The sequence below is a fragment of the Daejeonella sp. JGW-45 genome (genome assembly GCF_029360805.1).
Taxonomy (GTDB): domain Bacteria; phylum Bacteroidota; class Bacteroidia; order Sphingobacteriales; family Sphingobacteriaceae; genus Daejeonella.
Genome location: NZ_JARKNC010000010.1, coordinates 158,326 through 171,016, shown reverse-complemented (window position 1 = coordinate 171,016; position 12,691 = coordinate 158,326). Strand labels below are relative to the sequence as shown.

Below are 12,691 nucleotides of genomic sequence, written 5' to 3'. Positions count from 1 at the left end.
TTTATCCTCCAAAGTACTCTACCGAGTTATTCTCAGTTTCAAACAACTTTACGCTGTGCAATTGCGCACCCTGCTTCTCAATATATGGCTTAAGCCTTTCGAAAATTGTAACGGCAAGGATCTCGGTAGAAGCTAGCTTGCCTTTCATAAAACTTACGTCCAGGTTAATGTTTTTATGATCAAGTTCGCTTGTAACGTATGAGGTTATAATAGTTTTCAGTTCTTTCAGGTCCACAACAAAACCCGTTTCCGGATTTATCTCGCCTTTAACGGTGACGAACAATTCATAGTTATGTCCATGCCAGTTCGGATTCGAACATTTTCCAAATGTTTCCAGGTTTTTTTGGTCACTCCAGTCTTCACGGAATAACTTATGTGCTGCGTTAAATCTCTCTCTCCGCGTAATGTAAATCATTTTCACTAAATTAAAATGCAAATATACTTAAAGTAAAACTTGACTTAAGTACAAATTAAGCGATTTGCGTAACTTTGGATAATGAAGCTATTGCTTGTTGCTGCTACCGCACCCGAGATCCAGCCACTTTTGTCGGCCTTTAAAATTAACAGCGAAAGTGAGACTACGAATATCGGGAAGCATTCCGCAAACGTTCTTATTACAGGAGCAGGAATGGTGCCCACTGCATACGCTATGGGCAAACACCTGACAATGCAAACTTATGATCTTGCAATAAATATTGGCATTGCCGGTAGCTTCGACTTTAATTTAGAACTTGGCGAAGTATGCTTAGTCAAAACAGACACTTTTGCTGAACTGGGCGCTGAGGATGGCGATGAATTTATCTCATTTGATCATCTTGGTCTTGGAATAAGCTCACAAGTGTCTCATCCGCATCCTGGCCTGGCAACCGGGGGCCTGCGGGAGGTGAACGCGATTACTGTTAATAAGGTGCACGGTAACGAATTCTCCATAGCAAAAGCTATAGCACGTTTTAGCCCGCAAATTGAAAGCATGGAAGGCGCCGCTTTCTTGTATGCCTGTGAACAGTGCGGTATTCCGGGCATACAGATACGAGCCATATCCAATTACGTAGAGCGTAGAAACCATGAAAAATGGAATATTGGCCTTGCGGTGAAGAACCTCAACGAAACAATTATTGATCTGTTAGAAAAATGAAGCTAAGCCTGGGATTTTCACCCTGTCCGAACGACACCTTTATTTTTGATGCGATGATCCATCAAAAAGTCGATACCGAGGGCCTTACTTTTGATGTCTCATACGAAGACGTGGAAACACTCAACCAGAAAGCATTTAGAACCGAGCTGGATGTTACAAAGTTGAGTTATCATGCGTACGCATATCTTACGGAAAATTACGTTTTGCTGCATGCCGGAAGTGCCTTAGGTTTTGGTGTGGGTCCGCTCCTGATCTGCGACAATCCGTCCTTTTTACAGGAAGGTATTGAAAATTTCAGCTCGCACATCAAGGAACTAAAAATTGGAATTCCGGGAAAATATACTACAGCTAATTTCCTGCTCAGTCTGGCCTTTCCGGAAGCAATAAATAAGGTTGAAATGAAATTCTCGGATATTGAACAAGCCTTGTTAAACAGGAATATCGACCTGGGAGTTATTATTCATGAGAATCGCTTCACCTACGAATCCAAGGGCTTGTTAAAAATTATAGATCTGGGAGAATATTGGGAGAAACTTACGTCTGCTCCTATCCCGTTAGGTGGTATCATGATCAAAAGGTCACTTCCTGGAGAAGTTAAAGAGAAAGTAAATCGTATTATTCAGCGGAGCGTCAGATTTGCAATAAAAAATCCTCTCTCAGGCCTTGAATTCATCCGTTCACACGCACAGGAAATGAGTACAGAGGTAATGTACAAGCATATTGAATTATATGTCAATAAGTATTCCGTAGATCTGGGCGATGAAGGACGCAGGGCGGTGGGAATATTCTTCAGCGAAGCCTTAAAGAAGGGGATCATTCCTGAAACTAAACAAAGTTTATTTTTGTAATTATTTAATCATTTTGAAATGATCATAGTAACTGGTGCTGCGGGTTTTATAGGCAGTTGTTTAGTCCAAAAACTAAACGATGAGGGATTTTATGATGTAATATTAGTAGACGATTTTTCAAATCCAGGAAAAAATAAAAATTTTGAAGGCAAACGATACTCCGGTCAAGTCCACCGGGATGACTTCCCGGAATGGCTCAGGCGAAATCAACTGCTTGTACAATTTGTATTTCACATCGGTGCGCGCACGGATACTACCGAAACAGACGTCGAACTATTTGATCGCTTAAATCTTAATTATACAAAAGAGGTCTGGAATATCTGCGTCGAATTTGGCCTGCCTTTAGTTTATGCGTCTTCAGCAGCCACCTACGGTCTCGGCGAACACGGCTATGATGATGACGAAAACAAGATACCCCTGTTAAAGCCGTTGAACCCTTATGGCGATTCAAAGAACGAATTTGACAAATGGGCGTTAGTTCAGGAAAAAAAACCCTATTTCTGGGCCGGATTAAAATTCTTCAACGTATACGGACCCAACGAATACCATAAAGGTCGCATGGCCTCCGTGATATTTCATACTTTCAATCAGATTAAAAACACTGGCACAATGAAGCTGTTTCAGTCGCATCATCCCGACTTCAGGGATGGCGAACAAATGCGCGATTTCGTTTATGTAAAGGATGTTATAGATGTCTTATATTTCCTGATGCATCACCGCAAGGATTCTGGAGTATACAACCTGGGATCAGGTAGCGCACGGACGTTTCTTGATCTCGCTAAGAATACTTTCAAAGCCCTGGAGCGACCAGTAGATATTTCTTTCATTCCAACCCCTGAAGATATTCGCGAAAAATATCAATACTTTACCGAAGCTAGTATGGAGAAATTAAGATCCATAGGTTATCCGAAACCATTTCACACACTTGAGGAAGGCGTGGCTGATTACGTTAAGAATTATCTTTCCAAAGGCAGTTATTTATAGATCGTCCCGAAGACTTCGCATATTTTTGACACTAAGCCTGGATGAGATGAACGAGGCTATGAGTGAAACAAGCAAGACAGTTCCGAATACCAGGATAAAATCACTTGCTTTTAGTCCAACCGGATACGAATCGATCAACAGATTAGCACCCGCCATTTTTATAAATCCGAGTTGTTGCTGGAGAACGCAAAATATTAAACCGGCCACCATTCCCAAAACGCACCCTATCATAGAGATCATCATTCCCTCTATAAAGAATATCCCACGTATCAGGAAATTATCGGCTCCTAAACCACTAAGAATAGCGATATCCTTTTTTTTGTCGATCACCAGCATTGTTAAGGACCCTATAATATTAAAGATTGCAATGATGAGCACGAACGTCAGGATCAAAAATATCGCCCATTTTTCCGAATTCAATATCTTATATAAAAGCTGATTTTGCTGGCTTCTGTTTTTAACCACGAAATCCTTGCCCAGAGTTTTACTGACCTCGTTTTGGAAGCTGTTTATAGACACGCCGGCTTTGGTGTTAATTTCTATCTGTGATACACGCTTATCCTCACCCAATAAGGTGCGGGCAAAACGAAGTGGAACCACTATCATATTATCAAATTCCTGCTGAACCGAAAAAACTCCTGAGGGATGAATAGACATCACATTGAACTCGTCAGCAGGATTCATCGAACCGGCAGCACCTTTCCTTGGCGAATAAATATCGAGGCTCCGGAATTCGTCATTAAGATTAACGGAAAGGTAATTCTGTATGGCAGAGCCTATCACGGCCATATCTTCATCGCCGTTTCCAAGCGTGAAGCTCCCGCTTGACATTGCCGAATCCAGGTTAGCCCGACCCTCCATATATCCCTCTCCAACTCCTTTAACAAGCGCGATCGACTGGCTCTTCCCATATCGGACGAGTGCTTTTTCCTGCAATACCTCGGTGTAATTTTCGACCCGGTTGTCATTTTTGAGAATAAGAAAGCGGGCCTCTGAAGAATCAAATGTTTTACCCTTGGTGGCTTCAATTCTTAACTCTGGGCTGAATGTATTGTACATCGAAAGTACAATCGTCTCGAATCCGTTAAATACTGACAGGATAATAATGAGCGCGGCACTCCCCACAAATACGCCCAGCATTGAAATTCCGGATATGAAATTTATTGCGTTAACTGACTTTTTTGAAAAAAGATACCTCTTAGCTATGTAATAGGAAGTGTTCAATCTATATTCTTTTCTTAATCCGCTAAGTCAGGAAAGGGTTAAATTGTTTTTCATACCCTATCACTGTAGATTGTCCGTGCCCGGGATATACCCGGCAATCGTCATCGAGTGTGAATATTTTTTGGCGGATATTCGAGATAAGCTGTTCATGATTGCCACCAGGAAGATCGGTACGACCAATACTTTGATAGAACAGAACGTCGCCTCCAATAAGAATTTTGAACTCTTTGCTGTGAAAACACAAATGTGCAGGTGAGTGACCCGGGCAAAATATCAGGTCCAGGCTGCTATTACCAAAAGTAATTGTCCCGCTTTCCGGAAGATAAGTTTCCGGCAGCGGAGAAACTTCATACCTTATTCCCATCTGCGGCGCATAAGCGACAACTGCATTCAAAACAGGTTCCTCACCTTTGTGAAACTGAGGAAGCAAACCGTAGGTATCATAAATAAATTTGTTGCCGAGCACATGATCTATATGACAGTGAGTATTAAGAAGCATAACCGGCTTTAAATCGTTTTCAGCGATAAATTTTAAGACCCTGTTCTGCTCATCTCCATCATACATTCCGGGATCAATTATTACGCATTCGCGGCTGTCGTCGTATAACAGGTATGTATTTTCCTGATAGGGATTACATACGAAGTACTTAATGTTGATCATAAAATAAAAATATCAATTTGCCGCCGTTTTGTTAAAAAAAATAGCCGCTTAGCGCTGCTATTTTATACTGGCATTTTCACGGGTCAGACGGTAGATCATAATTGCGGCCCGCTGGATCAGATAAGGAAATTCTTTAAGATTTATGGTTTCGCCAGGTTTATGAGCCCCACCTCCCGATGCACCCATACCATCCAGTGAATCAACATATTTGGCAATATCAGATATGTCTCCTGCCCCCCGGGAACCCGGATCGCCAGCCTTGGTCGGGCCAATTCCCATATCTTTGGTGACACTATCCAGAAAACGCACCAACCTATAATTACCTTCGGAAGGCTCCATGGCTGGAAGACCATCAGAGAATGATATTGTGGATTTTGTACCGTTCAGGCTTTGAGCAACAATAGCACGCATCTTCTCCCGGGCACGGTCACGCTGGGCTTGTGAAATAAAACGCAGATCGCCGGCTACGTATGCTGCCGGGGAAATAATATTAGTTTTTCCGACCGCTTCCACTCTGGCAGCTGCGCGATCTACACTAATTTCCGACCCGCCGGCTATTAGCCCGGGGTTAAATGTCAGATATTTTTCGTTCGCCAGTTGAGTCCTGAATTCACTGATAATTCTCGCTGCCTCATAAATAGCACCATATCCTGCTCCCTCACTAAAAATACCCGCAGAATGTCCTGTCTTCGCTTCAACATTAAGAACCCAGCCTCCAATACCCCTGCGGGCAACAGCTACTGTACTTAAGCCTTGAGCTCCTTCAAAACCAAGAGCAATATCCGTGGTTTTCGCACGATCTATGAAATCTTTCCGCGCAACATGATGAGGGAATCCTGAACTTTCCTCATCGCCGGTAAAATAAGCTATAACAGTAGTATTTTTGAGTAAGCCGAGGGAACTGAGTGCTTTCAATGCCCCTATCATCACTGCGTTACCACCTTTCATATCATTAACTCCCTGCCCTGTAGCCGTCGAATCATTCAACTTAGTGTAAGGTGCAAAAGCCATGTCAAGCTCAAAAACAGTATCTAAATGGCCTATCAGAAAAAGCTTTTTCCCCTGCGTACCATTTACTGTTGCTACCAAATGGCCGGCACGCTTCAAAGAATCCGGAAGAACAACCCATTCGGTTTTAAAGCCTATTTTATCAAACTCCTTTCTGTACAGGCTGCCAACTTTTTTTACGCCTTCGACATTTAATGTACCGCTGTTTATGTTCACCGACTCAATCAATAATTGCTCGGTTTCCTTTAAATGACTGTTAACATAGTCAATGATCTTCTTCTCATCCGCATTTAGCTGGGCCACTGCCGGAACAGATATGAAAAGAAACAGGCTTACAAAAAGGTAGTCTTTCATTTTTTCCATTTGAACGATTTAATCATCACATCGATATCTTCTTTAATAAAGTCTAACACGGGCTGGATTGAATCCAAACGGGGTTGCTCATTAAAGTATAAAGCACCTCTAAGATAGTTCTTTGTACTGTCTGTGAGAAAGAATTGTACGGATGATGCCGTATTTCCATCAATGGAGTAATAGATACCGTAGACTTTTTTTTCGGGATAGGAAATTATGCCCTCATCTATCGCCGTAGCCTTCACTGTATGCTTAAAGGCAAACGTCCGGGCATCTTCGACAAGTTGGTTAAATTGTTCAGTGGATCCAACAGGCTGATAGCTTAAATGGATCTTACCGTTGAATTCCGGGTAAGATACATCAAGCCAGCATGGCTTCGCATCCCTTTTGGTATCCCGATTAACTGTTGCGTATATAGGGTAATCGAAGCTATACGGACAATCGCCGGTAAATGATTGGTACTTTTTTTCGGGAAATGTTATGTTGAAGTATCCGCGCGGTTTAGGAGAATAATCCTGGTTACAAGAGACCTGGATTAGACATAAAATTAACAGGCTGTATACCCAGGGTATCTTCATTTTAGATTAGCTATTCCATATTTCCCACGATTTCTCAGCTTGCAGGTGAAGCATCTCGAGTCCGTTCTTGATGGCAGCTCCTTTTTCCTTTCCTCTTTTTAAAAATTCTGTTTCAGCTGGATTATAGACGAGATCGTATAACAAGTGCCTGGACGTTAAAAGATCATAAGGAATATCAGGGCATTCCTCGATGTTCGGGGCTGTTCCCAGCGGAGTGGTATTAATGATCAGTAAGCGCTCCTTCATCACATCTGCTGTGAGCTGTTTATACTTAAGTTGCTTTCCAATAGCCCTCCGCGACACCAGTCTGTAAGAAATATCCAGTTTACCGAGGACATAAGCCACCGCCCTGGCGGCGCCGCCGTTACCCAGGATCAGGGCCTTTTGATGATGCTTTTTGAGCAGCGGCTTAAGGGACGCCTCGAACGCAAATGCATCTGTATTATATCCCTCCAGACGAACTTTCATTGATGATAATTCACCGCTAAAAAATGCCTCAACTGGTTGGTGGTTCACAATTTTAATACAATTTACAGCATCGATCTCTTTTGCAGCCGGATCTATCTTGTCGAGATAAAACATCACGCCTATTTTGTGCGGTACTGTAACGTTAAGGCCGCAAAGATCGTGAGTATCATTTATTAGTTCCGGAAGATCGCTCAGGTTTTGAATTGGATATAGCTCATATTCGCGATCGCTATAACCCTCCTTAGCAAACTTATCTGAAAAGTACTTTTTTGAAAATGAATGCGTAAGAGGATACCCGATCAGTCCGTATTTCTTCATTGGATGGTTTCTTATTCCGATAGATAACGCTGCAGAAAGGATTGTGTTTAGAAATTCAGGAAATGATCAAACGTGTCGCTTCGGAGACCAAGTCTGAGGGTTTCAACCGGGATAACATCTGCAGGGGCAATATTGCCTAAATTTATATTGGACCCAATTAATTTGATAAACCAGACCTGTTGGGCTTTCTGCGGTGCTTCCCATATTATTGTTTCTGCTGGAATTTGAGTAAGTATCTCATCTATCAGGCCCTGGCGGACTTCGCCCGAATCCCTGAAAATTCCTACATTTCCAGCTTCTCTGGCTTCTGCTATCACCTTCCATGCACCGGCGGCTATTTCGGCCTGCATCAAATTGATCCATCTATACGGGGCCAGTATCTTGGCGGCATCTTTTGAGCCAACTTCTGATATAACGGTTACTTGTTCACTCAGTTTTCTGATGTATTCACACTTCTCGTCGTGAGCAATTTCTATAGAACCATCTGACACTTCAGCCAGTTCCATCCCGTATTTATCAAGAATCCTGCGATAATCGTCGAATTGATTTCTGATTATGAATGCTTCGAATAAGGTTCCTCCGAAATACACCGGAATTCCGGCATCTTTATAGACTTTTAATTTTCTTTCCAGGTTTGGAGTAACGTAGGAAGTAGACCAGCCTAGTTTCACAATGTCGGCATGCGGCCCGGCAACTTCGAGAAAATCTTCAACTTCACGCACACTCAAGCCTTTATCCATAACCATCGTAAGACCGTTTACACGCGGCTTTTGAGTACGTTCAGGAATATTCTTCAATATATAATTCATTTAATTTTATTGGTTTTGGATCATCAAATGAGACTAGCATGAAATTAAATTCTGAAGAATCACTACTCATCTAACTAAGTGCAAATCTCATAAAAAAAATCAAAACCTAAAGTCTGAACAAATTTATTATGAATTTAACGTGTATAGCGGTTTATAATATCCACGATAACTTTGTTCTCATGAAGCTGGGGAAGATATTCAAAAAGAATATGATGTTTTTCCGGATCGGTATTCAATGCTGTTTCAAGATACACCAAAGCTTCGCTGTATTCGCCCGCAGCGAAAAGATATGCCACCATGCGATAGTAAAGTTCGGCTGCATCAGGATTGTTCTTGATACCCTCCGAGATCACTTCAATCGCCGAGCTCAGTTTATCCTGCTCGAAAAGTATCGAAGAATAATCAAGCCAGGCTTCAACATCCACCGGATTCAACTCGAGTACTTTTTCATAAGCCTTTTCTGACTCACCTAATTGTTTAAGTTTATATTGTGCATCTGCGATTGCAAACCAATAATCAGCATTTTTATCATCAAGCTCCAGTGCTTTCTTGTAAAAATACAAGGATTCAAAGTAGCGTTCCTCGAAATCAAGCGTGACGCCTATTCCAAACCAGGCATCTGACTGGCTGGGGTCGAGTTTAACCGACTTCTTATAGTAGGACCGTGCTTCGTCCATCCGCTCAAGCTTCTCGTAGCATTCCCCTATAGCGCAATAGGTATCCCCGCTAGGTGGTTCATACTCAAATGTCTGTTTATAAACATCAATAGCCTCGCTGTAACGATCGAGATGAACAAGGGCATTCCCCTTGTTAAAGTATGCTGAAGCGAAATTATCTTTGATCAGGATCGCGTAATCATATGCATCTATAGACTTTTCATACAGATCCATCTTATTGAAAGCGTTTCCAAGATTGTACCACGCAGCATACGAATAGGGTTCATTATCGATGTATTGCTGATAGAACTTAACACTTTCCTCTTGCTTATCGAGTACATCATAACAGAAAGCCAGTTCATACAAAGCATCCTGATTCTCCATATTTTGCTGTAAACATTGCTTCAGATAAGTTACCGAGCTTTCATAATCGCCCATACTTTGGTAAACATATGCAATGTGCAACAAAATCTCATCAGTAGTCTCAGCCAGGCCCAAAGCCTTTTCGTAATTCTCAAGGGCCTCTTCATGGCGTTCAAGACCTTCGAAAATATTGCCTCGGATGGTATAGATATCTGCCTCGGAGGGTTCGAGTGTCTCCGCTTTACTTAATGACTCGAAAGCGAGTTCAAACTGGTTAGTAGCTACGTAAAGCTGCGCCTGCTTTATAGAAAATATTGCCGCAAAAGGGTGCTGATTTATCGCATACTCAGCTACCTGCAGCGCTTTTATCGGATCGTTTTTCTCAATATAGTATTCAATAATATTTTCAAATGCCTGCGCATCAAAAAAATACTGATCCTGGTTACGGATCATCTCTTCATATCTTTCAACCGAAAATCTGGGATCTTCGGAAAAATCAAACTCAAAATCTTCTTCCATCCTAAAACAATACTATTAAGAACGTTCACCGGATACTTTCAAAAAGCACACCGGATTTATTTCCATCAATTTAAAGCTATTCGGTAACTCTACCGGCTTTATTTTTCCACATCCTGACACCCGCGCAGTTAATTGTCTGAAAATAAATTACTAAGCCGTAAAGAATTCGGAAAACCTTTTCAGGCCTAGCTGCCTTGAGAGAAATGCTTAACTTTGACAAAAATACTAAATTTTATGCAATTAGATATAAAAAACCTTTTGCAGAGCCTTGGAATACAGCAAATTAATGAATCGAGCAGCACGGGCAAAACCTGGAAGAGCTCGGAACAGGGTAATACCAGGGCTATAGTATCGCCAGTCGACGGGAAAGAGATCGCTTCCGTTAAATTTGCGGGCAAAAAAGATTATGATAATGTCATACAGACGGCTACAGATGCTTTCTATATATGGCGGACCTGGCCAGCGCCGAAAAGAGGAGAAGTAATTCGCCAATTAGGAGATGCACTGCGGGCAAAAAAAGATGACCTCGGAAAATTAGTCAGCTATGAAATGGGGAAAAGTCTCCAGGAGGGGTACGGAGAAGTTCAGGAAATGATAGACATATGTGACTTTGCCGTAGGCTTGTCACGCCAGCTTTATGGCCTTACTATGCATTCTGAAAGGCCCGCACACAGGATGTATGAACAATGGCATCCGCTTGGCATCGTAGGCATTATATCCGCATTTAATTTCCCGGTTGCAGTTTGGTCATGGAATGCTGCGCTGGCTATGGCATGCGGTAATGTTTGCGTTTGGAAACCGTCCGAAAAAACTCCATTGACGGCTATTGCCTGTCAGCATATTATTCAAAAGGTATTTGATGCTAATGATGTACCTGAAGGCGTGTCGTGCCTCATCATTGGAGACCGGACCATTGGTGAAATGATGAGTAATGATAAACGCGTTCCGCTGGTTTCAGCTACAGGCTCAACACGTATGGGAAAAGCTGTGGGAGCTGCAGTTGGCTCACGTCTTGGCAGGAGCCTGCTCGAACTGGGCGGCAATAACGCAATCATTATCTCCAAAGACGCTGATCTTGAGACGTCTCTTGTAGGAGCCGTATTCGGCGCCGTAGGTACTGCCGGGCAAAGATGTACTTCTACCCGGAGATTAATAATCCACGAAAGCGTTTACGATAATTTCAGGGACAAGCTTGTCAAAGCCTACGGGCAATTAAAGATCGGTAATCCCCTCGATGAAAATAACCACGTAGGCCCTTTAATAGATAAAGATGCCGTAAACGCATATCTTGATTCCATTGAAAAATGTAAAAATGAAGGTGGCAACTTTGTTGTTGAAGGACGGATTATGGAAGGCGAAGGTTACGAATCAGGATGTTATGTTAAACCCTGCATCGCAGAGGTTAAAAATGAATACGGGATTGTACAGCATGAGACTTTTGCCCCAATCTTATACCTTATGAAGTACAAAACACTTGACGAAGCAATCGCAATGCAAAACGGAGTTCCTCAAGGACTTTCATCAGCGATCATGACGCTTAATCTTCGCGAGGCAGAGCAGTTCCTGTCTTTTGCAGGTTCTGATTGCGGAATTGCCAATGTAAATATTGGCACGTCGGGAGCAGAAATTGGCGGTGCATTCGGCGGTGAAAAAGAAACAGGCGGAGGACGTGAATCGGGATCAGATGCATGGAAGGCTTATATGCGCCGACAGACCAATACAATAAACTATTCGGATAAATTGCCCCTGGCACAGGGAATTAAATTTGACCTATAGGACTTGTTATTTAAGTTGTACGTTATAAGTCGTACGTTGTAAGCTTTCTTTACAGCGTACCACACCTGACTAGTCGTTGAGACAAGGTATTAAAAAGACACAGTAGCTTTCCCGCCCAGGCGTATAACGTAAACCTACAACGTATAACTAAATTAATTGACGAGGAGTTTATACCCCTTCCCGTGCACATTGATAATCTCCACCTTTGGGTCTTCTTTCAGGTATTTCCGTAATTTACTAAGGAAAACATCCATGCTTCGCCCATTGAAATAATTATCATCATGCCAGATGCTTATGAGCGCTTCCTCGCGGGTTAAAACCTCGTTCTTCTTTAGACAAAGCAAACGGAGCAGCTCCGCTTCTTTGGTCGATACTTTTTGCTGATCTGATCCATTGCTGATCATTTGTGCAGTATAATCAAACTTATAGTTGCCGATGTCAAACTTAGTGGGCAAATCTGCCGCTGCGCTTTTATCTGGCGATGACATGCGCTTAAGCAGCGCATTGATGCGAAGTAATAGTTCTTCGATACGAAACGGTTTAGTGATATAATCATCCCCACCCAGGTTATATGCTTCGGCTTTATCCTCGATCATGGCTTTTGCCGTTGCGAATATTATAGGCACGTTCGGGTCGATCTTACGTATCTCTTTGCCAAGTGTAAAGCCGTCCTTTTTGGGCATCATCACATCGAAAATACATACATCGAATGATTCCTTTGAAAAGGCCTTCAGAGCTTCATCACCATCCTGGCATAACACAACCTCGAATTTCCCTTTCAACTGAAGGTAATCCTGCAGCAGCATGCCAAGATTAGGGTCATCTTCGGCTAATAGAATTTTTTTCATTTAAATCTTTTTAACATAAAGCGCCTGTTTTAACGCAAAGGGCGCAAAGTTTGCATAGTGCAATAGTAAGTTTTGGCCAAAGCACATCAAGTCGCTTTGCAAGCTCTGCGCCAACCTTAGCGGCCTTTGTGTTTAAACTTTT

13 protein-coding genes are annotated in these 12,691 nt (G+C 42.3%); 4 read left to right on the top strand and 9 right to left on the bottom strand.

Annotation, left to right across the window (positions count from 1 at the left end; translation table 11 throughout):
* Position 1 precedes the first annotated feature (1 nt).
* A complete protein-coding gene (locus tag P2W76_RS14380; RefSeq protein WP_276348547.1) occupies positions 2-415 on the bottom strand; it encodes a 6-carboxytetrahydropterin synthase in 414 nt (137 codons plus the stop codon).
* Positions 416-496: 81 nt separating this feature from the next.
* On the opposite strand from P2W76_RS14380, the gene mqnB reads away from it, so the two are divergent.
* The 3 genes from mqnB to rfaD are packed head-to-tail and all read left to right on the top strand — an operon-like array spanning position 497 to position 2,967.
* The gene (gene mqnB, locus P2W76_RS14375) at positions 497-1,135 is read left to right on the top strand and encodes a futalosine hydrolase (protein WP_276348546.1); all 639 of its coding nucleotides are present in this window, start codon (positions 497-499) and stop codon (positions 1,133-1,135) included.
* Positions 1,132-1,983 (top strand): 1,4-dihydroxy-6-naphthoate synthase, encoded by an 852-nt coding sequence (locus tag P2W76_RS14370; protein ID WP_276348545.1) that lies wholly within the window; start codon positions 1,132-1,134, stop codon positions 1,981-1,983. The genes mqnB and P2W76_RS14370 overlap by 4 nt, the downstream gene beginning before the upstream one ends.
* 18 nt (positions 1,984-2,001) lie before the next feature.
* Complete coding sequence (gene rfaD / locus P2W76_RS14365) at positions 2,002-2,967, top strand: ADP-glyceromanno-heptose 6-epimerase (protein ID WP_276348544.1); 966 nt, start codon at positions 2,002-2,004, stop codon at positions 2,965-2,967.
* Here rfaD and P2W76_RS14360 read toward each other — a convergent pair.
* The 7 genes from P2W76_RS14360 to P2W76_RS14330 form a co-directional block, all read right to left on the bottom strand.
* Positions 2,962-4,107, bottom strand: coding sequence for an FtsX-like permease family protein (locus tag P2W76_RS14360; RefSeq protein WP_346429836.1), 1,146 nt, complete (start codon positions 4,105-4,107; stop codon positions 2,962-2,964). The two genes, rfaD and P2W76_RS14360, sit on opposite strands and share 6 nt — an antisense overlap.
* Before the next feature lie 106 nt (positions 4,108-4,213).
* Positions 4,214-4,852: an MBL fold metallo-hydrolase gene (locus tag P2W76_RS14355; protein ID WP_276348542.1), complete on the bottom strand. Its 639-nt coding sequence runs from the start codon at positions 4,850-4,852 to the stop codon at positions 4,214-4,216.
* Positions 4,853-4,909: 57 nt separating this feature from the next.
* Complete coding sequence (locus tag P2W76_RS14350; protein WP_276348541.1) at positions 4,910-6,223, bottom strand: M20/M25/M40 family metallo-hydrolase; 1,314 nt, start codon at positions 6,221-6,223, stop codon at positions 4,910-4,912.
* Complete coding sequence (gene gldD / locus P2W76_RS14345) at positions 6,211-6,792, bottom strand: gliding motility lipoprotein GldD (protein WP_276348540.1); 582 nt, start codon at positions 6,790-6,792, stop codon at positions 6,211-6,213. The genes P2W76_RS14350 and gldD overlap by 13 nt, the downstream gene beginning before the upstream one ends.
* 6 nt (positions 6,793-6,798) lie before the next feature.
* Positions 6,799-7,578 carry a shikimate dehydrogenase gene (gene aroE / locus P2W76_RS14340; protein WP_276348539.1) on the bottom strand — a complete coding sequence of 260 codons (780 nt, stop codon included), beginning with the start codon at positions 7,576-7,578 and terminating at the stop codon, positions 6,799-6,801.
* Positions 7,579-7,625: 47 nt separating this feature from the next.
* A complete protein-coding gene (locus tag P2W76_RS14335; RefSeq protein WP_276348538.1) occupies positions 7,626-8,387 on the bottom strand; it encodes a phosphosulfolactate synthase in 762 nt (253 codons plus the stop codon).
* A gap of 134 nt (positions 8,388-8,521) precedes the next feature.
* A complete protein-coding gene (locus P2W76_RS14330; RefSeq protein ID WP_276348537.1) occupies positions 8,522-9,925 on the bottom strand; it encodes a tetratricopeptide repeat protein in 1,404 nt (467 codons plus the stop codon).
* 234 nt (positions 9,926-10,159) lie between these two features.
* Between P2W76_RS14330 and P2W76_RS14325 the strand changes: the two genes are divergently transcribed.
* Positions 10,160-11,701 carry an aldehyde dehydrogenase family protein gene (locus P2W76_RS14325; RefSeq protein WP_276348536.1) on the top strand — a complete coding sequence of 514 codons (1,542 nt, stop codon included), beginning with the start codon at positions 10,160-10,162 and terminating at the stop codon, positions 11,699-11,701.
* A gap of 152 nt (positions 11,702-11,853) precedes the next feature.
* Here the strand turns inward: P2W76_RS14325 and P2W76_RS14320 are convergent, their stop codons facing one another.
* Positions 11,854-12,549: a response regulator transcription factor gene (locus tag P2W76_RS14320; protein WP_276348534.1), complete on the bottom strand. Its 696-nt coding sequence runs from the start codon at positions 12,547-12,549 to the stop codon at positions 11,854-11,856.
* Positions 12,550-12,691: the final 142 nt, after the last annotated feature.

Coding starts and splice junctions, on each gene's coding strand:
- P2W76_RS14380 (WP_276348547.1), bottom strand. CDS start 415: ATGATTTACATTACGCGGAGAGAGAGATTTAACGCAGCACATAAGTTA.
- mqnB (WP_276348546.1), top strand. CDS start 497: ATGAAGCTATTGCTTGTTGCTGCTACCGCACCCGAGATCCAGCCACTT.
- P2W76_RS14370 (WP_276348545.1), top strand. CDS start 1,132: ATGAAGCTAAGCCTGGGATTTTCACCCTGTCCGAACGACACCTTTATT.
- rfaD (WP_276348544.1), top strand. CDS start 2,002: ATGATCATAGTAACTGGTGCTGCGGGTTTTATAGGCAGTTGTTTAGTC.
- P2W76_RS14360 (WP_346429836.1), bottom strand. CDS start 4,107: ATGCTGGGCGTATTTGTGGGGAGTGCCGCGCTCATTATTATCCTGTCA.
- P2W76_RS14355 (WP_276348542.1), bottom strand. CDS start 4,852: ATGATCAACATTAAGTACTTCGTATGTAATCCCTATCAGGAAAATACA.
- P2W76_RS14350 (WP_276348541.1), bottom strand. CDS start 6,223: ATGGAAAAAATGAAAGACTACCTTTTTGTAAGCCTGTTTCTTTTCATA.
- gldD (WP_276348540.1), bottom strand. CDS start 6,792: ATGAAGATACCCTGGGTATACAGCCTGTTAATTTTATGTCTAATCCAG.
- aroE (WP_276348539.1), bottom strand. CDS start 7,578: ATGAAGAAATACGGACTGATCGGGTATCCTCTTACGCATTCATTTTCA.
- P2W76_RS14335 (WP_276348538.1), bottom strand. CDS start 8,387: ATGAATTATATATTGAAGAATATTCCTGAACGTACTCAAAAGCCGCGT.
- P2W76_RS14330 (WP_276348537.1), bottom strand. CDS start 9,925: ATGGAAGAAGATTTTGAGTTTGATTTTTCCGAAGATCCCAGATTTTCG.
- P2W76_RS14325 (WP_276348536.1), top strand. CDS start 10,160: ATGCAATTAGATATAAAAAACCTTTTGCAGAGCCTTGGAATACAGCAA.
- P2W76_RS14320 (WP_276348534.1), bottom strand. CDS start 12,549: ATGAAAAAAATTCTATTAGCCGAAGATGACCCTAATCTTGGCATGCTG.